At 70.0% G+C, this 25,899-nt stretch carries 28 protein-coding genes and 2 pseudogenes; 23 read left to right on the top strand and 7 right to left on the bottom strand.

Translation table 11 applies throughout. From position 1 onward, the window contains the following. Positions 1-65 precede the first annotated feature (65 nt). Complete coding sequence (locus tag ACYVOM_RS19840) at positions 66-671, bottom strand: GntR family transcriptional regulator (protein ID WP_460304902.1); 606 nt, start codon at positions 669-671, stop codon at positions 66-68. Positions 672-793: 122 nt separating this feature from the next. On the opposite strand from ACYVOM_RS19840, the gene ACYVOM_RS19835 reads away from it, so the two are divergent. From ACYVOM_RS19835 to ACYVOM_RS19800, 8 genes are read left to right on the top strand one after another with little or no spacing between them, the layout of a single operon-like run. After that, positions 794-1,840 (top strand): ABC transporter substrate-binding protein, encoded by a 1,047-nt coding sequence (locus ACYVOM_RS19835; RefSeq protein WP_460304901.1) that lies wholly within the window; start codon positions 794-796, stop codon positions 1,838-1,840. Further along, positions 1,837-2,739 carry an ABC transporter substrate-binding protein gene (locus ACYVOM_RS19830; protein ID WP_460304900.1) on the top strand — a complete coding sequence of 301 codons (903 nt, stop codon included), beginning with the start codon at positions 1,837-1,839 and terminating at the stop codon, positions 2,737-2,739. The genes ACYVOM_RS19835 and ACYVOM_RS19830 overlap by 4 nt, the downstream gene beginning before the upstream one ends. Further along, positions 2,736-3,143 carry a pyridoxamine 5'-phosphate oxidase family protein gene (locus tag ACYVOM_RS19825; protein ID WP_460304899.1) on the top strand — a complete coding sequence of 136 codons (408 nt, stop codon included), beginning with the start codon at positions 2,736-2,738 and terminating at the stop codon, positions 3,141-3,143. Before ACYVOM_RS19830 ends, ACYVOM_RS19825 begins: the two co-directional genes overlap by 4 nt. Continuing rightward, the gene (locus tag ACYVOM_RS19820; RefSeq protein WP_460304898.1) at positions 3,140-3,667 is read left to right on the top strand and encodes an AAA family ATPase; all 528 of its coding nucleotides are present in this window, start codon (positions 3,140-3,142) and stop codon (positions 3,665-3,667) included. Before ACYVOM_RS19825 ends, ACYVOM_RS19820 begins: the two co-directional genes overlap by 4 nt. Beyond that, the gene (locus ACYVOM_RS19815; protein WP_460304897.1) at positions 3,664-4,452 is read left to right on the top strand and encodes an ABC transporter permease; all 789 of its coding nucleotides are present in this window, start codon (positions 3,664-3,666) and stop codon (positions 4,450-4,452) included. Before ACYVOM_RS19820 ends, ACYVOM_RS19815 begins: the two co-directional genes overlap by 4 nt. Further along, positions 4,449-5,201: an ABC transporter ATP-binding protein gene (locus ACYVOM_RS19810; protein WP_460304896.1), complete on the top strand. Its 753-nt coding sequence runs from the start codon at positions 4,449-4,451 to the stop codon at positions 5,199-5,201. Before ACYVOM_RS19815 ends, ACYVOM_RS19810 begins: the two co-directional genes overlap by 4 nt. After that, entirely contained in the window at positions 5,198-6,562 is a 1,365-nt protein-coding gene (locus ACYVOM_RS19805; protein WP_460304895.1) for an LLM class flavin-dependent oxidoreductase, read from the top strand. The genes ACYVOM_RS19810 and ACYVOM_RS19805 overlap by 4 nt, the downstream gene beginning before the upstream one ends. Continuing rightward, positions 6,559-7,404: a sulfurtransferase gene (locus ACYVOM_RS19800; RefSeq protein WP_460304894.1), complete on the top strand. Its 846-nt coding sequence runs from the start codon at positions 6,559-6,561 to the stop codon at positions 7,402-7,404. Before ACYVOM_RS19805 ends, ACYVOM_RS19800 begins: the two co-directional genes overlap by 4 nt. Here ACYVOM_RS19800 and ACYVOM_RS19795 read toward each other — a convergent pair. After that, entirely contained in the window at positions 7,344-8,012 is a 669-nt protein-coding gene (locus ACYVOM_RS19795) for a TetR/AcrR family transcriptional regulator (protein ID WP_460304893.1), read from the bottom strand. The two genes, ACYVOM_RS19800 and ACYVOM_RS19795, sit on opposite strands and share 61 nt — an antisense overlap. A 142-nt stretch (positions 8,013-8,154) precedes the next feature. Here ACYVOM_RS19795 and ACYVOM_RS19790 point away from each other — a divergent pair, with 142 nt between their 5' ends. The 4 genes from ACYVOM_RS19790 (at position 8,155) to ACYVOM_RS19775 (ending at position 12,011) form a co-directional block, all read left to right on the top strand. Beyond that, a complete protein-coding gene (locus ACYVOM_RS19790; RefSeq protein WP_460304892.1) occupies positions 8,155-8,985 on the top strand; it encodes an SDR family NAD(P)-dependent oxidoreductase in 831 nt (276 codons plus the stop codon). 197 nt (positions 8,986-9,182) lie between these two features. After that, on the top strand, positions 9,183-9,395 hold the full coding sequence (locus tag ACYVOM_RS19785) for a hypothetical protein (RefSeq protein WP_460304891.1): 213 nt from the start codon (positions 9,183-9,185) through the stop codon (positions 9,393-9,395). A 225-nt stretch (positions 9,396-9,620) separates the two neighbouring features. Then, complete coding sequence (locus tag ACYVOM_RS19780) at positions 9,621-11,099, top strand: serine/threonine-protein kinase (protein ID WP_460304890.1); 1,479 nt, start codon at positions 9,621-9,623, stop codon at positions 11,097-11,099. A gap of 102 nt (positions 11,100-11,201) precedes the next feature. Next, a complete protein-coding gene (locus ACYVOM_RS19775; RefSeq protein ID WP_460304889.1) occupies positions 11,202-12,011 on the top strand; it encodes a hypothetical protein in 810 nt (269 codons plus the stop codon). A 223-nt stretch (positions 12,012-12,234) separates the two neighbouring features. Here the strand turns inward: ACYVOM_RS19775 and ACYVOM_RS19770 are convergent, their stop codons facing one another. Beyond that, positions 12,235-13,938, bottom strand: a complete 1,704-nt coding sequence (locus ACYVOM_RS19770; protein WP_460304888.1) for a hypothetical protein — start codon at positions 13,936-13,938, stop codon at positions 12,235-12,237. Positions 13,939-14,084: 146 nt separating this feature from the next. After that, entirely contained in the window at positions 14,085-15,023 is a 939-nt protein-coding gene (locus ACYVOM_RS19765) for a hypothetical protein (RefSeq protein ID WP_460304887.1), read from the bottom strand. Between the two features lie 214 nt (positions 15,024-15,237). Between ACYVOM_RS19765 and ACYVOM_RS19760 the strand changes: the two genes are divergently transcribed. The 9 genes and pseudogenes from ACYVOM_RS19760 to ACYVOM_RS19720 all read left to right on the top strand — a co-directional run. Further along, entirely contained in the window at positions 15,238-16,383 is a 1,146-nt protein-coding gene (locus tag ACYVOM_RS19760; protein WP_460304886.1) for an acyl-CoA dehydrogenase family protein, read from the top strand. Positions 16,384-17,203: 820 nt separating this feature from the next. Further along, a complete protein-coding gene (locus tag ACYVOM_RS19755; protein ID WP_460304885.1) occupies positions 17,204-17,695 on the top strand; it encodes a hypothetical protein in 492 nt (163 codons plus the stop codon). Then, the gene (locus tag ACYVOM_RS19750) at positions 17,692-18,759 is read left to right on the top strand and encodes an MAB_1171c family putative transporter (RefSeq protein WP_460304884.1); all 1,068 of its coding nucleotides are present in this window, start codon (positions 17,692-17,694) and stop codon (positions 18,757-18,759) included. Before ACYVOM_RS19755 ends, ACYVOM_RS19750 begins: the two co-directional genes overlap by 4 nt. After that, positions 18,749-19,033, top strand: a complete 285-nt coding sequence (locus tag ACYVOM_RS19745; RefSeq protein ID WP_460304883.1) for a hypothetical protein — start codon at positions 18,749-18,751, stop codon at positions 19,031-19,033. Before ACYVOM_RS19750 ends, ACYVOM_RS19745 begins: the two co-directional genes overlap by 11 nt. A gap of 10 nt (positions 19,034-19,043) precedes the next feature. Then, complete coding sequence (locus ACYVOM_RS19740) at positions 19,044-19,370, top strand: transposase (RefSeq protein WP_460304882.1); 327 nt, start codon at positions 19,044-19,046, stop codon at positions 19,368-19,370. Between the two features lie 5 nt (positions 19,371-19,375). Further along, on the top strand, positions 19,376-20,182 hold the full coding sequence (locus ACYVOM_RS19735; protein ID WP_460305319.1) for an IS3 family transposase: 807 nt from the start codon (positions 19,376-19,378) through the stop codon (positions 20,180-20,182). Continuing rightward, positions 20,122-21,468: an IS30 family transposase gene (locus tag ACYVOM_RS19730; RefSeq protein WP_460304881.1), complete on the top strand. Its 1,347-nt coding sequence runs from the start codon at positions 20,122-20,124 to the stop codon at positions 21,466-21,468. The genes ACYVOM_RS19735 and ACYVOM_RS19730 overlap by 61 nt, the downstream gene beginning before the upstream one ends. Before the next feature lie 7 nt (positions 21,469-21,475). Beyond that, positions 21,476-21,790: pseudogene (locus tag ACYVOM_RS19725) on the top strand (integrase core domain-containing protein); the annotation flags it as partial. Positions 21,791-21,809: 19 nt separating this feature from the next. Beyond that, positions 21,810-22,520, top strand: a pseudogene (locus tag ACYVOM_RS19720) (IS110 family RNA-guided transposase); the annotation flags it as partial. Here the strand turns inward: ACYVOM_RS19720 and ACYVOM_RS19715 are convergent. Further along, complete coding sequence (locus ACYVOM_RS19715; RefSeq protein ID WP_460304880.1) at positions 22,513-22,779, bottom strand: helix-turn-helix domain-containing protein; 267 nt, start codon at positions 22,777-22,779, stop codon at positions 22,513-22,515. The pseudogene ACYVOM_RS19720 and the gene ACYVOM_RS19715 overlap by 8 nt on opposite strands. Positions 22,780-23,175: 396 nt before the next feature. Between ACYVOM_RS19715 and ACYVOM_RS19710 the strand changes: the two genes are divergently transcribed. Next, complete coding sequence (locus ACYVOM_RS19710; protein ID WP_460304879.1) at positions 23,176-23,988, top strand: alpha/beta fold hydrolase; 813 nt, start codon at positions 23,176-23,178, stop codon at positions 23,986-23,988. Between the two features lie 22 nt (positions 23,989-24,010). Then, positions 24,011-24,565, top strand: a complete 555-nt coding sequence (gene thpR, locus ACYVOM_RS19705; RefSeq protein ID WP_460304878.1) for an RNA 2',3'-cyclic phosphodiesterase — start codon at positions 24,011-24,013, stop codon at positions 24,563-24,565. Positions 24,566-24,776: 211 nt separating this feature from the next. On the opposite strand, the gene ACYVOM_RS19700 is transcribed toward thpR, so the two are convergent. Beyond that, positions 24,777-25,316: a hypothetical protein gene (locus ACYVOM_RS19700; protein WP_460304877.1), complete on the bottom strand. Its 540-nt coding sequence runs from the start codon at positions 25,314-25,316 to the stop codon at positions 24,777-24,779. Positions 25,317-25,424: 108 nt separating this feature from the next. Then, positions 25,425-25,814 carry a hypothetical protein gene (locus ACYVOM_RS19695; protein WP_460304876.1) on the bottom strand — a complete coding sequence of 130 codons (390 nt, stop codon included), beginning with the start codon at positions 25,812-25,814 and terminating at the stop codon, positions 25,425-25,427. Positions 25,815-25,899 lie beyond the last annotated feature (85 nt).

Here is a 25,899-nt window from a genome sequence, read left to right as displayed (position 1 = left end):
CCACCGGAGAAGTCTCTAGCACAGGTACCCCCCGCGTCTGCCCTTGACGGGGTGGGGGCCGGGGGTCAGTCGGGGGTGCGGGCGAAGGTTTGGAGGCGGAGGTCTCGGGAGCGGGTGAGGTGGTGGGTGGCGGCGGTGCGGGCGGCGGAGGGGTCGCGGGCGGCGATGGCGTCCAGGAGGGCTGTGTGTTCTTCGCGGGTGAGGGTGAGGTCTTCGGGGGTTTCGTGGGGGGTGCGGTCGTAGATGCGGAGCTGGGCGGTGAGGCGCGTGAGGAGGGCCTCGATGGTGGTGTTGTGGGCGGCCTGCCAGAGGGCGCGGTGCCAGCGGGAGTTGGCTTCGCGGGCAGTGGCGGGGTCGGAGGCCTCCTCGTGGAGGTGGCGCAGCCGGACGAGGTCGAGGTCGGTGCGGCGTTCGGCGGCCGAAGCCGCGGCCTGGCCTTCGAGGGCGATGCGGGCCTCGTAGATCTCCAGGACGTCTTCCGGGGTGCCCGCGCGGACTTCGTAGCCGCGTGACGCGCGCCTGAGGAGGCCGTCTTGGGCGAGGCGCGTCAGGGCTTCGCGCACGGGGGTCCTGGAGACGCCGTACTGCGCGGCCAGGACGGTCTCCAGAAGGGGTGCGCCCGAAGGGAAGCGTCCGGCCAGGACGTCCTCCCGCAACCGTTCGTAGATCACCCGTGAACACTAGCGTATACACGCGGATACCGATGAATTCGACTTTTCCTACTAAGTCTGCATAGTATTCCGCCCCATCCGGCCTACGAAGTCACGTATGCCCTGGTGGAAGGATGTTCGAGATGAGACGAACCGCGCGAGCGGCCGCGCTGGCGGCGACGGTCCTGCTGGCGGTGTCCGCCTGCGGCGGCTCGGACGGCGAGGCCGAAGGCGGCGCCGAGGCCAAGGGCACGAGCGAGGTGACCGTCGCGCTCAGCTGGTCGCCCAACACCGACTACACCGGCCTCTACGTCGCCGACAAGCTCGGCTACCTCGCCGATGAGGGCGTCAGCCTCAAGATCATCCCCTATGCCTCGACGGCCCCCGAGACCCTCGTCGAGCAGGGCACCGCCGACTTCGGCTACTCCTACCAGGCCGGCGTCGCCTACGCGCGGGCCGCGGGCCACGACGTCGTCGCCACCTTCGCGCCCAACCAGAAGGGCACCTACGCGATCGCCGTCCGCGCCGACCGCGCCGACATCGCTTCGCCCAAGGACCTCGACGGCAAGACCTACGCGGGCTTCGGCACCCCCGACGAGGGCCCCGAGCTCAAGCACATCATCAAGAACGACGGCGGCAAGGGCGAGTTCAAGAACGTCAGCCTCAGCACCTCCGCCTACGAGGCCGTCTACAACGGCCGCGCAGACTTCACCATCTCGGTGAAGACCTGGGAGGTCGTCCAGGCCGAGCTCGCCGGCAAGCCCGTCAAGACCTTCGAGCTGACCGACTACGGCTTCCCCGACCAGTACTCCAACCTGCTGGCCAGCAGCCGCAAGTATCTGGAGGCCAACGGCGACGAGGCGCGCGGGTTCCTCGCCGCGGTCCAGAAGGGCTACGCCTACGCGGCCGACCACCCGAAGGAGGCCGCGGACATCCTCGTCGAGGCCGAGAAGTCGGCCTTCCCCGACCCGTCGCTCGTCGAGAAGAGCCAGCAGGCCCTCGCCGACGGGAACTACCTGCGCGACGCCGAAGGCAACGTCGGTTACCAGAGCGCCGACTTCTGGGAGGCGTACGGCGACTTCCTCTACGAGAACGGCCTTCTGAGCGACGCCGACGGCAAGCCCCTCAGCGCCAAGCCCGACTGGTCCACCTACTACACCAACGACTACCTCCCGAAGGCCGCCCAGTGAGCACGCACGTCAGAGTGGCCCTCGAATACCTGCACCCTTGGACGAACTCGGGAGGGCTGTTCGTGGCGGCCGCCCAAGGCTGGTTCGCCGACGCGGGCCTGGACGTCGAGCTCACCTCGGCGGACGCGTCACGCGGCGACTCCCTGGCCTACCTCTCCCGGGGAGAGGCGACCTTCGCGGTGTTCCCCGTGAACCGCCTGTTCGTCCGGCGTTCCCAGGGCGAGCGCCTCACGGGCCTCGCCGCGATCAACCACCGGGCGATGGAGACGATCCGCACGTACACGGGCTCGGGGATCGAGCGCCCCCGCGACCTCGAAGGCCGCAGCATCGCCTACAACCCGACGCCGCGCGGCACCGCCATGGTCCGGCACCTCGTGGCCGCCGACGGGGGAGACCCCGACGCCGTCCGCGTCGTGGACAGCGGCCTGCGCGAGCTGAGCGTCGCGGACCTCGCGGCAGGGGTGGCCGACGCGAGCTTCGGCAACTACTGGGCGTGGGACGTGCTGTTCGGCGAGCCCGGCGTCTACTGGCCGGTCGACACGATCGGCGCGCCGAGCTTCCACAGCTACGTGCTGGGCGCGGCGGACGCGACCCTGGAGCGCGACCCGGCCCTGGTCCGGGCGTTCCTCGCCGCGGCCCGGCGCGGCTACCTCGCTGCCGTGGACAAGCCCGAGCTGGCCCTGGCGGCCTTCGAGCGGTACATCCCGTACTTCCCGAAGGAGCTGCTGGAACGGTCCCTCACGCTGATCTCAGGCACGTGGACCCACGACGGGGTCTGGGGCGTCCAGCGCGAGGAGCTGCACGCGCCCTACGCCGCCTGGCTCGCCGCCAACGGCGTCCTGCCCGACGGTGAGGTCTGGCGCGAGGCCACCACGAACGCCTTCCTGGAGCCGGCGTGACCGCGCTCCCCGAGGCGGCGCTCCCCGCCGCCGTGCGGGCCCTGGTCGACGCCCCCGAGTTCGCCGTCCTCGCGACGGGGGAGCGGCACCAGTGCGTCATGTGGGTGGGCCGCGACGGCGACGAGCTGTTCATGGTCACCAAGGACTTCCGCCGCCAGGCCCGCGACGTCGCGGCCGACCCGCGCGTCAGCGTCGTGCTGTACGCGCGGGCCAGGCCGCAGCACTACGCACGGATCGAGGGCCTCGCAAGGGTGGAGACCGAGGGCGCGGCCGCCCTTATGGACCGGCTGGCGCTCGCGTACACGGGCGCCCCGCACGTCGTCGCCGATCCGGCGCAGGAGGCGTCCCGGGTCGTCCTGCGCATCACCCCCGAGAAGGTCTCCGTCTACGGAGGTGCCCGATGAGCGATCTCGCGGTCCTGCTGCGTGCCGCCCCTCCGACCGCAGGACGCACCCGCGTCCTGGCCGTCGACGGGCGGTCCGGCTCGGGCAAGTCCACGCTCGCGGCGCGGGTCGCCGCCGAACTCGGCGCTCCCGTGGTGAGCCTTGAGGACCTGTACGGCGGCTGGGACGGGCTGGAAGCCGGCGTGGACAGGCTCGTCGCCCACGTGCTCGCCCCGCTCGCCGCCGGGCGCCGCGCCCTCGTCCCGCAGTACGACTGGTACGAGGACGCCTGGAAGGCGCCGGTCGTCCTCGATCCGCCCGAGCACCTCATCGTCGAAGGCGTCGGGGCGGGCGCGGAACGGGCCGCCCGGTACGTCGGCGTGCTCGTCTGGATAGAGGTCCCCGACGAAGTCCGCAAGGCGCGGGCCCTGGAGCGTGACGGAGAGACCTACGCGCCCTACTGGGATGTGTGGGCCGCCCAGGAGGACGCCATGCTCGCCCGCGAGCACACTCCCGAACGCGCCGACGTGGTGGTGCGGCCATGAGCGACGTCAAGAAGCCCGGCTCCAGGCTGTCCCCAGGCAAGTGGCTGCCTTCCCTCGCGCTGGTGGCGCTGCTCGTGGCCGCCTGGCAGCTCTACTCGACCTCCGGCGGGCTCGGCTCCGACGTGCTGCCCAGCCCGACGCGCGTGCTCGACCAGGGCTGGGAGCACCGCCAGGACCTCCTGGACAACGCGCTGCCGACGCTGCGCGCCACGCTCGCGGGCTTCGCGCTGTCGCTCACGGTCGGGTTCGCCCTCTCGGTCCTCATCGACCTCTCGGGCGTGCTGAGGCGCGCGCTGATGCCGCTGCTCGTCGTCAGCCAGACGCTGCCGCTCATCGCGATCGCGCCGCTGGTCGTGCTGTGGTTCGGCTTCGACCTGCTGCCGAAGGTCCTGCTCGTGGCGTTCGTGACGTTCTTCCCGATCACCGTCGGGCTCGTCGAGGGCTACGGCGCGACCGACAAGGACGCCACCGCGCTCCTGCGCAGCATGGGCGCGGGCCGGTGGCGGATCTTCCGGACACTGCGCGTGCCGACCGCCCTGCCGTTCTTCTTCGCGGGCCTGCGCATCGCCATCACCTATGCCGTCGTCGGCGCGATCTTCGCCGAGTACGCGGGCGCGACCGAAGGGCTCGGCATCTACATGCAGACCGCGAAGAACTCCTTCCGCACCGATCTCGTGCTCGCCGCGGTAGGGGTGAGCGCCGTACTGACGCTCGCGCTCTTCGCCCTGACCTTCGCGGTCGAGAGGGCGGTCACGCCGTGGGCCCGCAAGGGGGACAGGACATGACGAGCAAACTGGAGATCCGCGGGCTGAACCGCTCCTTCGACGGCGTGCCCGTGCTGAAGGACCTCTCCCTGGACGTGGCCGAAGGCGAGTTCGTCTCCATCCTCGGCCCCAGCGGCAGCGGCAAGTCCACCACCTTCTTCGTCCTGACGGGCGCGCTGGCCCCGACGTCAGGGGAGGTGCGCGTGGACGGGGCTCAGCTCTCCGAGCGCCCCGGGCGGTTCGCCTACATGCCGCAGAAGGACGCCCTCCTGCCGTGGCGCAAGGTGCTCGACAACCTCACCCTCGGCCTTGAAGTCGCCGGTATGCGCCGCAAGGAGGCCCGCCGCAAGGTGGAGCCGCTGCTGGAGACGTTCGGGCTCGCCGGATACGAGCATTCGCATCCGGCGCAGCTGTCCGGCGGCATGAGGCAGCGCGCGGCCCTGCTGCGCACGGTCGTCCAGGACAGGGAAGTACTTCTCTTGGACGAGCCCTTCGGCGCCCTCGACGCGCTCACCAGGGCCCGCATGCAGCAGTGGCTGGAGAAGGTGCGCCAGGAGTACGGCTGGACGGTCCTCCTCATCACCCACGACGTCCGGGAGGCGGTCTTCCTGTCCGACCGCGTGTACGTGTTCTCGCCGCGGCCCGCGACCGTCGTCTCCTGCGTCGAGGTAGACCTGCCGCGGCCCCGCACCGCCCTGGCCTACGCCGATCCGGCCTTCAGCCGGATCGAGGGCGACCTGTTGAAGACCCTGCTGGAAGAGGAGAAATGAGCAAGCGCATCCGCCTGAACGGGCTCCGCCAGTCGACCGTCGGGCACACCGCGATCGGCCTGTGGCGGCACCCGGACAGCCGGGCCCACGAATACCGCGAGCTGTCCCACTGGACCGAGGTCGCCCGGATCCTGGAGCGCGGCACGTTCGACACGCTCTTCGTCGCCGACGCGCTCGGCCCGCTCGACACCTACCAGGGCAAGGTGGACGTCGCGCTGCGCGACGGAGTCCAGACCCCGACCGACGACCCGCTGCTGCCGATCAGCGCGATGGCCGCCGTCACCGAGCACCTGGGCTTCGCCGTCACCGTCTCCACGACCTACGAGCAGCCCTACAGCTTCGCGCGCAAGATGACGACCCTCGACCACCTCACCAAGGGCCGGATCGGCTGGAACATCGTGACGTCGGCGCTGGAGAGCGCCGCGCGCAACCTCGGCCTCGACCGGCAGATCCCGCACGACCAGCGGTACGCGCAGGCCGAGGAGTTCATGGAGGTCGTCTACAAGCTCTGGGAGGGGAGCTGGCGGGACGACGCCGTCGTGCGGTCCGTTGAGGACGGGGTGTTCGTGGACCCGTCAAGGGTGCGTCCCGTACGGCACGAGGGCGAGTACTACAAGGTGCGCGACATAGCGCTCTCGGAGCCTTCGGCGCAGCGCACGCCGGTCCTCTTCCAGGCCGGTACGTCGCGCGCAGGCAGCGCGTTCGCCGGACGCCACGCGGAGGGCGTCTTCCTGTCCACGTATGAGACGGCCGGGGCACGCCGCCTCGTCACGCAGGTGAAGGACGCGGCCCGAGCGGCGGGGCGTGACCCCGAGTCGCTGAAGTTCTTCCCCATCGCCACCGTGGTCGTCGCCGACACCGACGCGGAGGCGCGCGCCAAGTACGCCGACTACGCCTCCTACGCGAGCTGGGAGGGCAGCCTCGCCCGCTGGAGCGCCCTCATGCAGATCGACCTGTCGGCCCTCGACCCCGACAAGCCCCTGGAGTACGTCGAGACCGACGGCATCCGCGGCATGGTCGAGCTGTTCACCACCTTGGACCCCACCCGGACGTGGACCCCGCGGGCCATCGGGGAGTTCGTCGGCGTCGGCGGGGGAGGCCCCGTCCTCGTGGGCTCGCCCGCGACCGTCGCCGACGAGCTGGAGCGCTGGATGGACGACGCCGACGTGGACGGCTTCAACATCGCCGACCCCGTCGCGCCCGCCGGCCACCGGGACTTCGTCGACCTCGTGGTGCCCGAGCTGCGCCGCCGCGGCCGCGTCTGGGAGCGGTACGAGGGCGAGACGCTGCGCGAGCGCTTCACCGGCTCCGCCCGCGTCCGCGAAGACCACCCGGCCCACGCCCACAGGTGGACGGTGTGAGCGCGCTGATCACCCCCGCCGAGCTGGCCGCCCGGCTCGGCGACCCCGGCCTGCGCGTCTTCGACACCACGGTGCGTCTGCCGCGCCCGCCCGGCGGCGGCCCGTACACGCCCGAGTCCGGGCACGACGTCTACCGGCGGGGGCACGTGCCCGGCGCGGGCTTCGCCGACCTCGTCGGCGCCCTCGCCGAGCCCGGCCCGCTCCCGTTCGCCCTCCCGACTCCCGAGCGCTTCGCCGAGGCCGCGGGACGCCTCGGTATAGGCCCGGACACCCACGTGGTCGTCTACGCCCAGGAGACGCCCATGTGGGCCACCCGGATGTGGTGGCTGCTGCGCCACTTCGGATTCGACTCCGTCAGCGTCCTGGACGGCGGGCTGCCCGCGTGGCGCGCGGCGGGCCTCCCCCTGGAGACGGGCGAGTCCGCCTACCCGGAGGCTTCTTTCACGGCCCGCCCCCGGCCGGAGCTCCTCGCCTGCCGAGCCGACGTGGAGAGGATCGTCGCCGAGGGAACGACGTGCCTCGCCAACGCGCTGGCGCCGGAGGTCTTCCGCGGTGAAGGCACCACCTCCTACAGCAGGCCCGGCCGCATCCCCGGAAGCGTCAGCACTCCGGCGAAGAGCCTTCTCGACGCCGACGGCGCCTTCCTCCCGGCTCCGGAACTGACCGACCGCCTTGCTGGCCTTCTCACGGAGCCTTCCGTCGTCGTCTACTGCGGCGGCGGCATCTCCGCCACCGTCCCGGTCTTCGCCCTCGCCCTCCTGGGCCGCACCGACGTCCGCCTCTACGACGGCTCCCTCGCCGAGTGGTCCGCCGACCCGTCGCTGCCGCTGGAACTCGGCTGATCCCTGCGCGGCACCGCGGTGAGCGCCGCCGTCATGCGGGCCACGTGCGGGCGCACCTGCTCGTGGGCGGCGGTGCCGAGCGCGGGGGAGCCGATCACCGAGCGCATGACGCCCATGCCCACGAGCAGCGCGCCGACGAGCTCGGCGCGCAGGGCGGCGTCGGGCCCTTCCAACCGGTCGGAGAGCGCCGCCAGATAGCCGTCGCACAGGCGCTCGCGCAGCAGGTCGCGGACTCCGGCGTGGCCCGCCGACCGCAGCATCGACACGAGCGGATGCTCCCCGTCGGGCCAGTCCCCGAACACCACATCGCGTAGCAGCGCGTCCGCGACATGCGGCAGAGGCGCGTTGACGTCCGCGGCCAGCCCCGCCGGAACCTCGATCTGCACAGCCTCGGCGTATAGCGCCTGCTTGCTCCCGAAATAGCGGGGAATGAGCGCAGGATCGACGCCGACATCGGCGGCGACCTCCCGCAGACCCGTCCCCTCGAACCCATGCCGCGCGAACCGCCGCCGTGCCGCGTCCAGCAGCGCGGCCCGCGTCGCGGCCCTGTCCCGCCGACGGCCTGCGGGCGGTCGCGCGCCCTCTGCGGTACTGGTGCCCTCGCTCATCGCGCCAGCTTAAGTCACCGGCCGTTGACTCCGCGGCGGCCGGGCGCGCCCCGCGTCAACACAAGTCACCAATTGTTGACTTGACTTCCGCGATCTTCCTAGCCTTCAAGTCATCGAGCGATGACTTCAAAGGAGATCGGCTGTGCGGACCTACGTGATCACCGGCGGGACCGACGGGATGGGCAAGGGGCTCGCCTTGAGGCTCCTCGCACGCGGGGACAGGGTGCTCGCGCTGGCGAGCGGGGAAGCCAAGGGGCGCGCTCTGCTCGCGGAGGCGGCGCGGTTGGGGGCGGCCGAGCGCGCGGTGTTCGTGCGCGCGGACCTCTCGACGGTCACGGGGATGCGCGAGGCGGTGGACGAGGTGACCGCCCAGGCCGACGTCGTGGACGGCGTCGTCTTCGGCGCGCAGAGGTTCGCCGCGAAGAGGACCGAGACCCAGGACGGCCTGGAGTTCACCTTCGCGCTCTTCTACCTGAGCAGGTACTTCATCGGCCATGGGCTGCTGCCCGCCCTGGAGAAGGCGGACGGGCCCGTCGTCATGAACCTCGCCGGACCGGGCGGCCTTCCCGGCGTCATCTCCTGGGACGACCTCCAGCTCACCTCCGGCTACTCGGGCAAGGCCGCCGCCATGCAGGCCTCCCGGCTCGTCGACCTTCTGGGCACCGCCTTCCCCCTGCGCCACCCCGACGCCCGCACCCGGTACGTCCTTTACAACCCGGGCTTCGTCCGCACCGGCATGGCCGACCCCCTGCCCCTGCCCTTCAAGCTCCTCACGAAGGCGCTGGGCCTGGTCGCGGCCCAGTCCGTCGACAAGGCGATCGGTCCCATCGCGGCCCATCTCGACAACCCGCCCAAGGCCCCGCTGTCGGCGTTCATGCGGGCCAAGCCCGTCCCCCTCGAAGGCAAGGACTTCGACCCCGACCTCGCCCTGCGCCTCGACTCCCTGACCGCCCGCCTTCTCCGCGACTTGTGACCTCGTCGGCGGCGTCCTCAGACCTCGCCGCCGGTGTTGCGGATCAGCTGCCGGAGCACCTTGAGGGCGATCACGTAGTCCGCGTCGTCGATGCCGCGATGGATCTCCGCCCGGATGGCCGGGGCATGCCGGGCCCAGTCGACGACACGCCCGTCCCGAGGCGCGGGCGGTGCGCCGTAACGGGGAAGGTCGGCGGCATGGAGACCATGACCAGGCCGCAGGCGATCGAGTTCCTCGCCGTCGGCACCCGCACCGGCAGGCTGGCGACGGCCTCGCCGGACGGCGCCTCGCACGTCGCGCCCGTCTGGTTCGTCGTCGCCGACTTCGGCCGCCGCAACGCGGGCCCCACCGCCCTCCTGTGTCGGCTGCGCATCGAACGGATCACCGGGCACTCCGGCGTCGCCGAGTGAGGCGGTCCGCGGGCCGCGCGCGTCCGAGACCGGTGCCACCGCTCCGCCTGCGGACCGGAACCGGTCCGCAGGAGCCCCGCACGGGCGTTCCGGCCCGATCTTGATCCCGCGCGCCTACGCTGCCGGTTGAGGGATCCGTCGGCGATCCCGTGGGTCCGGATCCTGTCCGGCAGGCGCCGCCCGGGCGGGCCGGACGGGCTCTCGCGGTGAGCGGTGGAGGTGGCGATGGAGCCCGCATCCGTCCTGGCCGGGCGGTACCGCCTCGACCGCAGGATCGGCCGGGGCGGCATGGGGGAGGTCTGGGCGGCCCGGGACCTCGACCTCGACCGCGACGTGGCGGTGAAGATCGTCGACGCGGGGCTCCGGGAGAACGCGCAGGTCGCCGCCCGCCTCCTGCGCGAGGCGCGGAACGCCGCGTCGCTCCAGCATCCCGGCATCACCGTCGTGCACGACGTGGGACGGCACGGAGGCAGCCCCTTCTTCGTCATGGAGCTGCTCGACGCCACCGACCTGAACGGCGTCTTGCAGAACGGGCGGCGCATGGCGATGGACCGAGTGGTCGACATCGCGGTGCGGCTCGCGGACGCCCTGGCGCACGCCCACAGCCGCGGCGTGGTGCACCGCGACGTGAAACCCTCGAACGTCCTCCTGCTCGCCGACGGTTCGGTGAAGCTCTGCGACTTCGGGATCTCCCGGCTCGCCGAGGCCACCGCGCTCACCGTCGAGGGAAGGATCCTCGGGACCCCCGCGTACATGGCGCCCGAGCAGTGGCGGGCCGAGCCCGTCGACGCGCGCACCGACGTCTACGCGCTCGGCTGCACCGTCCACGCCCTGCTCACCGGCGCTCCGCCCTTCCAGGGCAACGGGATGGCGCTCGGGCACCGGCACCTCACCGAGGAGCCGGCGCCGCCGCGCGATCTGCGCCCGGACACCCCGCCCGACCTCGATCGGCTCGTTCGCCGCATGCTCGCCAAGGACCCTGCCGACCGCCCGGCCGACGCCGGCGCCGTCGGCGCCTCGCTCCGTGCCCTCTCCCTGGGAGAGGAGCCCCCGGCCGTCCCGGAGCCCTCCTCGCCGCAGGACTCCGCCGCCCCCGCACCGGCCCGCGCGGGCGTGACCTTCGCGCACCGCAGCACCGGACCGACCTGGAAGGCCGTCTTCTGGGTCTGCGCGGTCCTCGCCGTCGCCGCGGGAGCCTTCTCCGTGGCCCTGGGCCTGAGCGAGGACGTCCGCTCCTGCCGGGACTCGCTGCGGACGGGGAACGAGATCTTCGCCTGCGACGCGGACTACCACGAGGTGAAGGCGTTCACCGCGGTCGGCGCCTGCTTCACGACCCTGGCGGCGGCGGTCGGCGCGACCGCGATCCCCTACCGCCGCCGACGTGAGCACCACAGCCTCCGCGTGGACGACGCGGGCCTGGAGCTCAAGGTCGGCGCCACCGCCTACACCTTCGCCTGGGCGGACACGACGGACGCGGGCGTGCACACCCCACCGCAGGGGCCGCCCCTCCTGCGCCTCCATCCCACCTTCAGCGCCCCCCTTCCCCGCCACCGCCACCCCCGCGGCCTGCGCCCTTACGTCGACGACGCGACCGGCTGGATCATCGTCTGCCCCCTCACCGCGTTCGGCGCTCCGCAGACCCAGGTCGTCCACGCCCTCGCGACCTTCGCCGGCCCCCTCTGGAAGGGCGCCGCCCGCTCCTGAGCGACGACACCGGCCGACGACGCGTGATCGCCGTTTTCCCGGCGGCGGCGGCTCCCCGACCGCTAGAACAGGGGCGTCCGGAACATGCGTGAAGGAGCCCCTATGACCTCCGCCCCCGATGGGTGGCACCGCGACCTCGCGCACGCTTTCGCGGTGCTGCTGGGCCGGCCGCTCGACGCGTTCCCCGCCGACGCGCGGTACGAGCTCTACACCTGGAACGACGAGCTGTCGTTCCTGATGCTCGAAGACCTCCTCAGCGGCGACCTCGACCTCGCCGCGTTCGCCCGCGGCGAGGCGGGTGCGCCCGATGACGAGGACGACTACGACGCCCCGCCGTTCAGCTGGGCCGGCTGGCCGTCCGACCACCCCGGTTCACTGTGGCTGATCGAAGAGGACCTCCTCGCGCCGGACGGCGGCCTCGGCGAGCGGATAGGCCCGGCCCTGGAGCGGGTCGCGACCGGAGCCGGCTTCCAGCGGACGGTCTCCGGCGCCGACCTCCTGCGCGTCCTCGAAGAGCACCGCGCCGACCTCGGTGAGGCCGACGGCGCCGACCTGATGGGCCGCGTCCAGTGGCTCCAGCGCGTCCGCACCGACGGCACCCTCCTCGACGCCCTGCGCACCGCCACCTGGACCGCGGCCGGACCCGGCGGCCTCGTCCCCTTCTTCGGCGGCGCCGAGGTCGAACCCGCGTGGGAAGAGGCCCTGCGCGCCGTCTCCCACCCCGCCCTGCGCGACCACCTGCGCATGCTCTGCCTGACCGCCCAGTGGGCCCGCAGCGATGGCGCCTACTACGCCGGCACCCGCTGCCCCTATGACCTCGACCGGATCGGCGCCCGCCCCGGCCACGAGACCGTCGCCGCCTGGGAGTTCGGCGAGGGCCAGGCCTCCACCGCCATCTTCCAGGTCAAGTGACGCCCCTGCTCGGCCTCCTGCCCCACCCCCGGAAGGCCGAGCCCGGGCCCGGCGGCGGACCCGCCGAGCGCGCCACGGCCCACCTCCCCGGCACGTCCACCCTGATCGGCGCGGGCCACACCAACGGCGTCAGGGCGACGGGCTTCTCCTCGGCCCGCAGCCCCTCCGCCCTGATCCCGAGCCCGGAAGACCCTCCTGGGCACCGATGGCACGGGCGGCGTCGTCAGATGAGGTACACGTTGCCGAAGTTGATGCCGAACTTCACCTTGCGCCCGGCGACGAACAGGATGACGTCGGCGACGCGTCTGTACTCACCGGTGAGTCTCATCCGGAACTCGTAGGTGGTCGCGCCCGCGGGGATCACGGGGGAGTCCACGAGGCCCAGGGTGTCGTCGTTGGGCGCGGGACGGGTGGTGATGCGCATCGCCTCGTTCGCCGGGCCACCGAGGGTGACACGGGTGGTGAACTCGTCGGGGATGTCCCAGCCGCCGGGGAGGTCCGCGGTCATCGAGACCAGGCCGGGCGCGGCCGTCAGACCCCAGGTGAGCGTCGTGCCGAGCCCCGCGGCCTTCAGCGTCACGGGCACGGCCCGGGTGATCGTGCCGGGCGTGAAGGCCTGACCCACCTGGAAGGCGACCGTCTGCTCCCGGGTTCCGAAGCCGAAGGAGACGGGGGACGATTCGACGCGCAGCGGCGCATCACCGGTGACCTCGACGGACAGCCCAGGCGTGGCGGGGCCGTTGAGCTCGAGAACCGCGTACCCGGTCATCTGGTCGTAGACGACCTTGTCGGCGGTGAAGGAGCGCAGCCGGAGAGGCGGGGCGACGTTGAACAGCCTGAACTCCGTGCTCCCTCCGGCGGAGGCCGAGATCCGGACATCAGTGTGGACGGCGTCCGCGGGCTCGACCCCGGTGACGGCGAAGTCGGCGGAGCCTTGGCCCGCAGGCACGGTCACCGTCTCAGGGATCCGCACATATGCCTCCCCGTGAGTGACCGCCAGAGTCACCTTCGTGCCGTGCGCGGGGGCGGGGCCGTCAAGCGTGACGGTGCCCGTGCCGGTCTCGCCGGTGGCGATGACCCCGGGGTCGACCAGGAGGCCGCTGACCTTCGGCCCGGCCGGTTCGGGCTGCTGGGTGGGCTGCTGCGTGGGCGTCTGCGTCGGAGCGGGCGACGGCGAAGGGTGCGCGGGCCCCGGCGCGGTCGGGGGCGAGGCGACCGGAGCGGCGAGAACCCGCACCGACGCCGTGCGCTCGACCGAGCCGCGCCGAGCGGTGATCGTCGCCTTCCCCGCGGGACCTTTCGTCGCCGAGGACACCCTGAACGTCGCGGTCCGCGCGCCCTCCCTGACCTTGACCGAGCCTGGCACCCGCACCGACGGCACGTCGCTCGACAGCGCGATCCGGCTGCCGCCGGGCTGTGCCGGGCCGGAGAGCCGCACAGTCCCGGTCAGCGAACCGCCGGCCGTCACCTTCGGCACCGAGAGCGCGAGACCGCTCAGCGACGGCAACGGCAGCACCGTGAGCGAGGCCTTCAGCGTCTTCTTCGCGAAGGAGGCCTTGACGGTTCGGGTGGCCTTCTTCCCGGTGGGCCGCGTGCCGACCCAGAACGACGCGGACCGGGCCCCCTTCGGCACCTTCACCGTCCGGGGCGCCTTCAGGCCCGGCGCCGCGATCGCCACCCGCAGCTCTGAGCCCGCGGCCTTCGTGAAGTACACCGTTCCCCGGGTCCGATACCCGCCGTACACCTTCTTGTCCGCGAGGGCGATCCGCTCAAGCCCGAACCGCGCCGCCGCGGCGACGGGTCGCGCGACCGTCGCCATCCGCAACGCCTCAGGCCCGCCGTTCTCCTGCCGCCCGACGGCCGCCGACCCGCCGACCACACTCGCGACGGCGACCGCCGCCGCGACGACCGCATACCTCGCTCGCATCTCTCCCCGATCACCCGCACCGCCTCAACACGGACGATCTTCGCGCCTGGGCGAAACCGCGGTCAAGCAGAGATTCTCCGCCGTGGAGGGCGGCGTGTGACTCAGGCAGCGGTGGTGGCCAGGGGCGGCGGTAGAAGGCGATGCCATCAGGACCTGTTCTCGGCGATCCTGCGCAGCGGCCGCAGCGCGGGCACCGTCGAGCGCGGCGCCTCATGGTGCGGAAAGAGGACGATCCCGACGAGGAGCACGGCGAAGCCGCCGTAGCGCAGCACCAGAGACGCGGCGTCGGACGGCCACGGCTCACCGAACAGGACGGTGCTGCACAGGACGAGCATCGCCCGCCCGGTCACGGTGAGGATCACCGCGACGATGACGAGGCGGCACCTCTGCAGCGCGACCTGGAGCTGGAGGAGGGAGAGCCCGGCCATCCCGAGCGTCAGGTAGGGGTACGGCGACATCAGCACGGCCCAGACGCTGTCCTGCGCGGCCCACACGGCGGCGATCCCGCGGATGCCCGTCTCTGCGACGCCCGCGCAGACTCCGGCCCCGATCCCGTAGGCGACCCCCGCAAGGGGCTTCGCATGCCGTCCGCCCGTACGCCGGTCGCCCACGAGCCACACGAGGCCCGCGATCATGAGCGGCGGCACCACGACGAGAGCGAGAAGGGGGAGCGAAGGCGCCGACGCGTCCAGCTCGTCGGCCTTGAGCCCCCCGGACAACCCCAGGAAGACGATCGCCACCCCGAACAGCCCAACACTGACCCACTCCCGGCCGCTCAGCCTCTCCCCGAGATACGCCGAGCTATAGGCGATCAGCACAAGGAGGCTCGCCGCGAAGGCCGGCTGGGCGACTCCCAGAGGCAACCAGGAGAAGGCGATCACCTGGTACACGAGCCCGACGAACAGCATGAGCCCGCCCATGAACCAGACGCCGTCCGAGAGCATGGACCAGGCCGTCTGGAAGGGCCTGCCTCCGCGCAAGGGCGGCATCCGCAGGGCGGCGTGCCGGAAGAGCACGAAGGCGACGTAGTAAACGCCGGTCCCGAGCAGGGCCGCGCCCAAGGAGCCGAGGGTCAATCCGTCCAACGGCAGCGCAGCTCCTCATGATCCGGGGTGGGATTCCTCCCAGGATGTCGGGGGCCATAGCTCTTGAGCAAGGGTGTCAGGAAAGAAAAGGTGACCCAGGTCTCCCTGTGCGGGCGCAGCCGGCCGCTGTGCCGCCGCCCCCGCCAGGCCGGGCCGCTGACGGCGTGGGCTACATTAAGCAAGCGCTTAATCAGGACGAACCGGGAGGCAGCCGATGCGCCGCACACTGTTCAACGAGGACCACGACGCCTTCAGGGAGACCGTCCGCGGCTTCGCCGACCGCGTCCTCAAGCCGAACTACCCCAAGTTCGTCGAGCAGCGCTCCATCGACCGCGACGTCTGGCGCGAGGCCGGCGACCTCGGCATCCTCGGCCTGGAGGTCCCCGAGCAGTACGGCGGCTCCGGTGCCGAGGACTTCCGCTTCAACGTCGTCGCCAACGAGGAATTCGCCAAGGTCAGCATGGGCTACGCCTCCTGCCTCGGCATCCACGCCGACATCGTCGCCCCCTACCTCGTCAAGCTGACGACCGAGGAGCAGCGGCAGCGCTGGCTCCCGCGCTTCTGCACGGGCGAGCTCTGGACGGCCATCGGCATGACCGAGCCCTCCGGCGGCTCCGACCTCGCCGCCCTGAAGACCGTCGCCGTCAAGGACGGCTCCGACTGGATCATCAACGGCGGCAAGACCTTCATCACCAACGGCTACAGCGCCGACCTCGTCATCGTCGCCGCCCGTACCGACCCCGCCAAGGGCGCCAAGGGCATCAGCCTCTTCGCCGTCGAAGCCGGCACCCCCGGCTTCGAACGCGGCCGCAAACTCCACAAGGTCGGCCAGCCCGAATCCGACACCGCCGAGCTCTTCTTCACCGACGTCCGCGTCCCCGCCGAGAACCTGATCGGCGAAGAAGGCATGGGCTTCATCTCCATGATGAAATTCCTCTCCCAGGAACGCATCGGCTCCGCCGTGACGAACCTCGCCCACGCCACCCAGGTCCTGGCCGAAACCCTGGACTACGTGAAGACCCGCGAAGCCTTCGGCCAGCCCATCGGCAAATTCCAGCACAACGCCTTCCTCCTCGCCGAACTGGCCACCAAGGCCGACGTCACCCAAGCCTTCATCGACGCCTGCCTCACCAACCACCTCACCGGCGAAATGACCCCCGTCGACGCCGCCAAGGCCAAATGGTGGTCCGCCGAAATCCAGAACCAGATCATCGACGCCTGCGTCCAACTCCACGGCGGCTACGGCTACATGACCGAATACCGCACCGCCCAAGCCTGGACCGACGCCCGCGTCACCAAGATCTGGGCCGGGTCCAACGAGATCATGAAGATGATCATCAGCCGCGACCTCGGCCTATAGCCTGACCTGCGGCTCCGCCCAGCTTCATGAACCCGTTGAAGTCGGACGCTAGCAGAAAGTTAGCGAAAAAGTTAGCAGAGTGACGTAGCTGTCACCCCATGGCCACCACGCGCACCCTGTGGCAGCTCCTCTCGCCCTGTCCGGCTGGCCGCCCCCCGAACGCTCGGCGCACCGGCGGGCGCTCGCGCTGGCCACCCTGAAAACTGCGGCGAAGAAGTGTCAGAGATGCCCCTTTTCTCCGAATTGTCCCGGGTTGGAGTCGGCGGGGTTTGTCATGCCGGTGGTGCGCAGTGAATGTGGGCCCGGCCCCCTATGTGGGTCGGGTCCATACTTTTCGTGTTTGCACGCTGGCTGTTCGACCACGCCGGGGATTTCGGCGGTCCCTAATCTAGAGGCCCCATGACCCGTAGTCGCCTGCCCGCTCCAAAAAAAATCTACATGGTAAAGCTCGGTGCCCGGTTTCCGGGGTGTTTGTCTTCTTCTTAGCCTCAGGCAATGCAGATATCTCTCCCGATTGTGATCATTCCGCGCGTATCTCATTCTCATTGAATTCTCGGCGGTCGTGATCACGCGTGCGGAACAATGCCTCTGTGGAGAGTGATCCGCGGTCCCAGCGCTGCGAGATCGCTCTGTTGAGGTCTGTGGATTCCGAGGGGAAGAGGTGATGGCCGGCGGTGTTTCGCATACCGGTCAGCGAAAAGGAGTTCGTGGGAGGAAGCGCGCCGGGGCCCGGTGTGCGGTCTGAAACGCGGAATCTGCGGGGCAGGTTCGTTTGCTAGGCCGCGCCCGTCGGAAAGAATGCCGGGAGTTGGTCCGAGAGTTGGAGGTCCCGGATCCGTGGGACTTCGAGGTCTTCTGTTCGCTCCTGCAGAAGAGACGAGGTCGTCCTCTTCGGGTTCTGGCGACTTTGCCGACCGGGGTCGGCTCGCCTTATGGCCTGTATATCTCGACTGATGGCGCCGACCATGTCTTCACGGTGGAGGGGAGTACCCGGTACCACCGTGAGCATATTGCGTTGCATGAGATAGGCCACCTGCTCTTCGAGCACAAAGATTCCGGGATGGGCGTCGAAGAGTTGGCGTCACTCCTGCTGCCGTCGCTGGACCCGGCGCTTGTGCGGAAGGTCTTGGGCCGCAGTGCCTATAGCGATCATCAGGAAGAGCAGGCTGAGTATTTCGCGAGTCTGGTGCTCGCGCGGGTTCGTGAGCGCCGGATGGCCGCGCCCATCCGGGATCGAGTCGCGGCGGAAGTGCTGACGCGACTGGAGAGCACCTGGGGCCGGTCGCCATGGCGGGAGCGTGAGTTGTCGTGATCGATGCGGTGTTCTTCTCGGTCGCTGCGGCGGCTTTCGCGGCGGCCATGGTCAAGGGACGTGACCTCAGACGAGGCCCTGAGCGCGCAGGCCAGCGCGCGCTGTGTCTGCTGCTGGTGACGCTGGGGTCGGCGTTCGTGGTGCTGTCGGACACCGCCCAAGCCGTCGAGAGCCGCATCTTCCCGAATCTGGGCAGGCTGCTCTCGAACATCTGCACGCTTCTGGCGGCCTTGGGCATCGTCGCCCATCTGCTGAGCGTCAGCTACCCCGCGTCGCGGGCGAGGGCCGCGATCCGCCGGCTGTCGGTCGGATATGCGATCGCCATCGCGGTCATGGCGGTGAGTTTCCTGAGCAGCCCGGTGCCTGCGCGAGTCGGAGACTTCGGTGATCGGAGCGTGGCAGGGGGAGCCGTGGCCGCGTTGGCATACCTCGCGGAGAAGTTCGTTTTCGTCCAGTCGAAGCTCCTCGATATCGAGCTGCCCTTGGCCGGGCACGAGGCACCGTGCCCGTCGGCGGTGCAGCCTGTCGGCTGCCTGTTCTCCGTGGCGTTCCCGGCGGTCGCGGTACTGCTCATCGTGGTGGGTATGACGGTCCCGGCCTGGGGTCCGGCGCTGGCGGCCCCCTTGCGCTGGTGGACCGACCGCCGACTCCACACCCGCCTAGAGCCGCTATGGCGGTTGCTGTACGAGGCGTTCCCCCAGATCGTCATGCCGGGGACCGCGCACCTCGGTGCCCGCTGGAGGCTCCAGCGAAGGGTCATCGAGATCCGCGACGGTCTGACCGCGCTGTCCCCCTACCGGGAATCCGGCGCGCGGGAAGCGGCGGACGCGGAGGCGGACACCGCTCAGGTCGGGGCGACACGGCGTGCCGCCGTCATCGAGGCGACCTTGATCGCCCTGTCGTTGGCGGAGCACCGCAAGAACAACCCCGCGGAGCGACGAGACGAACTCGTGCCTCCGGACGGCGACCCGGCCGATCTGACGGGCGAGGCCGTCTGGCTCGCCGACATCGCCGCCGCGCTACCGACAGCCCTCACCCTCCAGAAGGCGACCCATGTTCGATGACGCGTTCTTCCGCGACCCGTACCCCCTCTACGCCCGGATGCGCGAGAAGTGCCCGGTTCAGCGAGTGGACGGCGGCAGGTTCCCGTTCTGGCTGATCACCGGCTACGCCGAAGCCCGGGAGGCGCTGGCCGACCCACGCCTGAGCAAGGACACGTCCCGCTTCCAGCACGTCCTCGCAGCCGACGGCCCGCCACGCGACATCGCCCCGGCCATCTCCCGCTCCCTGCTGGCCACTGAATCGCCCCGGTTTGCCTGGAGACTTGATCACTTGTAAGGATTGAGTCATGGCGCGTCCGTCCCAGTACCCTCCCGAGTTGCGGCAGCGAGCGGTCCGCATGGTCGCCGAGGTCCGCTCTGATTACCCGACCGAGTCCGCGGCGATGGCGGCCGTAGCGCAGAAGCTGGGGATCGGGTCGCGGGAGACCCTGCGGAACTGGGTGCGTCAGGCCGAGGTCGATACCGGTCGGAGGCCGGGCACCACGACCGAAGAGGCAGCGCAGGTCAAGGCACTGAAGAAGGAGATCGCCGAGCTGCGGCGGGCGAACGAGATCCTCAAGGCCGCGGCAAGTTTCTTCGCGGCCGAGCTCGACCGGCCACATCAGCGCTCGTAGCGTTCATCGACGAGTTCCGGGACCGCTTCGGCGGTGTCGAGCCGATCTGCCGCGTGCTGACCATGCACGACTGCAAGATCGCCCCTTCCACCTACTACGCCTTCCACCAGCGGCAGGCCGCACCCTGCGCGCGGACCCTGCGCGACGGCGAGCTCAAGGCGCTGATCAAGGAGATCTACGACGACAACTACCAGGTCTACGGAGCTAGGAAGATCTGGCGCGAACTCCACCGCCAGGGCCACCAGGTGGCGCGCTGCACGGTCGAGCGGCTGATGCGCGAGATCGGGATCAGCGGCGTCGTCCGCGGCAAGAAGGTCGTCACGACGATCCCGGATCCGTCCGCGGCACGTGCTCCGGACCTCCTGGACCGCGACTTCGTCGCTTCGGCGCCGAACCGCTGCTGGGTCGCGGACTTCACGCACGTCGCGGCCTGGGCCGGGGTGGTCTATGTCGCGTTCGTGGTGGACACCTTCTCCCGACGGATCGTCGGCTGGGCGGCCTCGAGGAGCAAGCAGACGCGGCTCGTCCTGGACGCGCTGGAGATGGGCCTGTGGCAGCGCGACCGCGACGGCCACCCCCACAAGCCGGGTGAGCTGGTGCATCACTCGGACGCCGGCAGTCAAGGCGGATTCAACCGGTCGTCGCAACACCTTGATCGCGGAGGTGTGCGATGGGCAGAAGCACGAGGTCGGAGCTGGTGCCGGAGGGCGCGCGGAGGCAATGGGCGGCGGATCGGGCGCTGCGGCCAGCGATGCGTTCGCCGGGTCGGCCTGAGCCGTCGCGGGCGGTGCAGCGGGAGTTCTGGCGGCTGATCGCGGCGGGGATCACCACCGTTGAGGCCGCGTTGGAGGTCGGCGTGTCGGCGCCGGTCGGGGTGCGGTGGTTTCGCCACGCTGGCGGGATGCCGCCGATCAACCTGGACGAACCCTCGGGCCGGTATCTGTCGTTCGCCGAGCGTGAGGAGATCGCCCTGCTGCGAGCGCAGGGCAAGGGCGTGCGGGAGATCGGCCGCAGTATCGGACGCGATGCGGGGACGATCTCGCGTGAGCTGCGCCGCAACGCCGCGACGCGGAGCGGTAAGCAGGAGTATCGGGCCACGGTGGCGCAGTGGAAGGCGCAGCAGGCGGCCAAGCGCCCCAAGACCGCCAAGCTGGCGTCGAATCCGCGGCTGCGCGAGTACGTGCAGGAACGTCTGAGCGGGAACGTCCGCAGGCCCGACGGCACCGTTGTCGAAGGGCCCGAGCCGCCTGCGTGGAAGGGGCTGAACAAGGCGCATCGGCAGGACCGGCGATGGGCGACGGCCTGGAGCCCGGAGCAGATCTCCCACCGGCTGCGGATCGACTTCCCCGATGATAAGTCGATGCGCATCAGCCAGGAGGCGATCTACCAGGCCCTGTTCATCCAGGGCCGCGGCGCGCTCAAGCGCGAACTGGTCGCCTGCCTGCGCACCGGACGCGCGCTGCGCCAGCCGCGCGCCAGGTCCCGCAACAAGCCGCAAGGCCACATCACCCCGGACGTCGTCATCTCCCAGCGGCCTGCCGAAGCCGACGACCGCGCCGTTCCCGGGCACTGGGAAGGCGACCTGATCATCGGCACCGGCCGGTCGGCGATCGGCACGCTCGTGGAACGGACCAGCCGCTCCACGCTGCTGGTGCACCTGCCCAGGCTGGACGGGTGGGGCGAGGCACCGCCGGTGAAGAACGGCCCCGCGCTCGGCGGCTACGGCGCGACCGCGATGAACACCGCCCTGACCGCATCGATGACCCACCTGCCCGAACATCTGCGCAAGACCCTCACCTGGGACCGGGGCAAGGAACTGTCGGCCCACGCGCAGTTCACGCTCGCCACCGGCACGAAGGTGTTCTTCGCCGACCCGCACTCCCCATGGCAGCGGCCCACGAACGAGAACACGAACGGACTCCTGCGCCAGTACTTCCCCAAAGGCACCGACCTGGCGAGATGGACCGCCGACGACCTCGAAGCCGTCGCCCTGGCACTCAACAACCGGCCCCGCAAGACCCTCGGCTGGCGCACCCCCGCCGAGGTATTCGAAGAACAGCTACGATCAATCCAGGCCGGTGTTGCAACGACAGGTTGAACTCAAGCAATACACCAGCTTCAAGCTGGCCGAACACCTGGAGAACGCCGGGATCGCCGCATCGATCGGCTCGGTCGGAGACGCCTACGACAACGCACTCATGGAATCCACCATCGGCCTGTTCAAGACCGAGATCATCAAACGCCGCGGACCCTGGAAGACCCTCTCCCACGTCGAACTCGCCACCGCCGAATGGGTCGACTGGTACAACCACCGCCGACTCCACGGAGAGATCGGCCACATCCCACCCGCCGAATACGAGACCAACTACTACCTGACCACCACAAAACCCCAGCTCACAACCACCACCGGAAGTCTCTAACAAAACCGGGGCGATTCACCACCCCGGCCTGGAGAGGGTGCTGGGGCCGCGGCTCGAGCACCCGGCAGTCCTCGCTCTACTCGGACGGTTCGGTTCCCCAGCTCAGATCAGGAAAGCGGGGAGACGCCGGCTGGTCACCCTGACCCGTCCCAAGGCGCCCCGGATGGCTGAACGCCTCATCGACGAGGTCTTTACCGCGCTGGAGGAGCAGACCGTCATCGTGCCGGGCACCGACGCCGCTGCCCTTATCGTCCCCAACCTCGCCGACATGCTGGGGTCGCTCCTGAAACAGCGGCAAGTCCTTGCCCAACGTATCGAGGAACTGCTGAAAGCCCATTCCCTCTCCCAGATCCTGACCTCCATGCCCGGTATCGGAATCAGAACCGCCGCCCGCATCCTGATCGATGTCGGAGACGGCGAGGCCTTCCCCACCGCCCGGCACCTGGCCGCCTACGCCGGCCTCGCACCGGTCACACGGAAGTCCGGCTCCTCCATCCGAGGGGAACATCCATCCAAACGAGGCAACAAACAGCTGAAACGCGCGTTCTACCTGGCAGCGTTCGCCTCGCTGGCCCAACCGGAGTCACGCGCCTACTACGACCGCAAGCGCCGTGAAGGCAAGCACCACGTCGCGGCCATCATCGCCCTCGCCCGACGCCGCATCGACGTCCTCTTCGCCATGCTCCGCGACGGCACCCTCTACCAAGCCCCGACCGCCGTCATCACTTGACGAAACCCATAGGGGCACATTTTGGGTCCAGCGCGTCGAACCCCCGCTCATTGAACGCATGGATGACGCTCCGCACGTAGTCGTCGCTGACCTGCATCAACGACCGGATCGCCGACGCCGACTGGCCCTGGGCGGACATCAGCACCACGATCGCCCGCCGCAGCTTCACCGGATCCTTCGCCCGCCGGGTGATGCCCTGGAGCTTCCGGCCTTCCTCCATCGACAACGCCCGCACGAACACCTCGGGTTTGCGTGCCACGACCACCTCCCAGAACGAGCCTGGGACAAGGCTGCCGGGCCTACCCGCCTAGATCAAATAGCCCAGGAACGTTCAGGGACGAGCCACTAGCCACCTCGCCTTCGGCCTCATCGCCGCAGCGATTACAACCATGCTGTCCGTGCGGCCCTCGGATGCGAGCGACCACATCCGATAAGCGAATCACCTCCCTCATCGCGTCTCGGAGCAAGGCATTGTCGAAACCTTCAGCAGCATGGGCCATTGCCGGGGCGGTCGCGGCCGCCGGTGTGGCCAGACCGCCTATCAACTCATCCGCGAGCAGTACGATCGGCGCCGCTATCCGCCGCCGGGCACCATGCTGGAGGTCGACGGCCGCCAGGTGCACCTGTGGCGGGACGACACTGCGCACGGGCCCCTGTGCGGGGTGAGAGAACGCTCGGCACGGCGTGCCTGGAATGGCGGCCGTTCCAGGAGCGGATGAGCGGCCGGGCGAGGCTGTGGTTGTACGACCGGGCCGGTCTGGGGTGGAGCGGGCCCGCCCGGGGTGCGGTCCGCTCGGTTGAGGTTCTGGGTGATGAGCTCGTAGCGCTCCTGGACGCCGCCGCTGTCGCCGAGCCGGTCGTGCTCATCGGCCATTCGATGGGCGGGATCATCGCCAGGGACGTCGCCGTCCGCTACCGGGACCGGGTCGCCGGGCTGCTGCTGGTCGATTCGAGCCACGAGCTGATGCGCGCGCACCTCGGGCAGGTGAACTGGCGGCGGGAGCAGTGGGCGATCGCCGCCCGCCGCCGCCTCACCTGGTACGGGGCGCGGCGGGCCCTGGACGATCTCGGGTGGCGGCGCATGGATCGGACTACCGCGGAGCAGCTGTTCGCCCCCGAATGGAGGGAGACGGGTTTCGCGTTCGACGTGACGCTTACGCAGCGACGCGCCCGGATCGCCGAGCGCCTCGGCATGCTGCGCGGGTTCGCCGCCGCCCACGCCCGCCGCCGCCCTCTGGGTGATCTGCCGCTGTGTGTGCTGACTGTGGGACCGGAAGGCAGTGCCCGGCGGAAGAGAGTCTGGCCGGTATGGCTGGCTCTTCAGACCGACCTCGCCAGCCAGGCCGAGGACGCTGTCCACGTCACCGTCGACTACGGCGAGCACTATCTGCATCTCCACCGGCCTCACGCAGTGGAGGCGGCGCTACTCGACCTTCTCGCCCGCGTGGCGCGACACATCCAGTCCTGACCCCGAGCAGAGGACCCCTCTCTTGCGCCTGTTCGCTGCGATCCACCCGCCCACGACCGCCTTGGACGCATTGGCACTGGCCGTCGCCGGGCCGCGCAGCGCCCACCCAGGGCTGCCCTGGACCGACCGCGACCAATGGCACCTGACGCTCGCGTTCTACGGGGACGCCGACGCCGAGACAGCCGACGCGCTGGCGGACCTGCTCGCCGAAACCGTCCGAAGCAGACCGGCGCCGCGGCTGGGCCTGGCCCGGTCCGGTACGTTCCCCGAGGGAGTTCCCGAGCGCGCTGAGGTCTTGTGGGCGGGGGTCGACGGTGACCTTGCCGTCCTCGCGGAGTTGGTCGGCCGGTGCGCTGAGGCCGGACGGAGGGTGGGCCTCGCGGTGCCGTCCCGCGTGTTCACGCCGCACTTGACCGTGGTCCGCAACCATGAGCCCCGAGACCTGCGGGCCCCGGCCGCCGGGCTCGCTGCCTTCGAGGGCAGCCCGTGGACGCCTGCCGGGCTCGACCTGATGCGCGGCAACACACCGCAGCCTGGCTATACCCGGTTGCGCACGTTCCCCTTCGCTCACGCGTAGAGGCCACGTCCTCCGGCAAGATTCCGTCGCTGTGCAGGATGTCGTGGGAGCCAGCGAGCAGAAGCCGGAAGTACTCCAGAGTCATCTCCGTCAGCGTGTAGGTGTGATGCGCTGGGGACGGCCGCGGGCGTCCATGGCCCAGCACAGCAGGCGGTCGCGATGGCCCCGGCAGTGGTGAGCCCGTCGGGCCGCACCCACACCGCACGCCGACTCATCCCCAGATAGAGCCTCCCTCGTGGACGCGGAGCCTGCCATAGGTGTCCTGGAAGTCGAAGCCGTCGGCCCGCAGAACGTCCTGGTCGCGAAGCGCCCCTCGGACTCCGTCGTTGCTGTGCAGGCCGGGAAGGATCTGCGCGGAGCGTGGCGGGATGCTCTGCCACAGCAGTAGTGGCGTGTCCTCCCAGTCCTGCAGGCGCTCCAGCTCGTCCAGGCACTGGGCGGCTTCCTGAGCCAGGCCACCGGTAGGAGGAACGGTGATCGCGGCTGGAGTGTTGCGTGCGTGCAAGCCCTCGTTGATGAGTTGGTAGGCATCCTCGGACGGCAGGTAGACGGTGCAGTCGCCGTGCCTCAGCGGGATCGACAGTCCCTCGGCGAACGTCTCCTTGTCGTTCAGCGTCCGCCGCACAGTGACATGGCGGAGCGCTTCAGGCACCGGCTCGACCTCGAGCACCAGGTAGTGGAGCGGATCGGCGGTGGTGGCCGGGGTATGGTCCGGGTACCAAAAGTGGCTGATCGTCACACGCAGCGCCAATCGACGGAGGCCAGCGTCGGCGGACGCCGACGTCACGGCCGCGGCAGGGACTGCTGTCGAGAGAAGGGACGGGCCCGTAAGGGGGTTGGCTCCTTGAGGATCGGCTCCTCAATGTTTAATCCATGCCCCGTTAAGCTTGAACTCATGGATGGGGGTACTGAACTTCACGTCCCAGACTCCTATGGTGCTTCCGAGAACATCCAGATGCACTTCCTGAGTCGCAAGTGCCGAAGTCGGTTCAGCCTCGGAGAAAGTCCACAGCGTGGCGTCGAGGGCCGATTCAGAAATGTGGTCTATGTCAACCGTTTCCTCTTCATGGATTACGGACGAAAGGCGTTGTTTAAGTTCAGAAGTTGAAACACGGTCGAAGCTCCTGAATACATACTGGGCTTTAAGTGAGGACCACTCATCGTAGGCCGAGAACTCGAACTCGACAGTCTCATCGCCTATCGTCATGAGCCACGGGAAAAATCCGACACTGCCATTTGGGGTTTGCATGGCACCCTCCAACGAAGAGCTCTGTCTACAGAATTACGAGGCCACCCGAGTCTCTTGCATTGTTGACCGCATTCCCTCGGTGGCC

This window comes from Actinocorallia aurea (genome assembly GCF_054783995.1).
The sequence above is the reverse complement of the archived record's forward strand: the minus strand, read 5'-3'. Positions and strand labels throughout refer to the sequence as shown.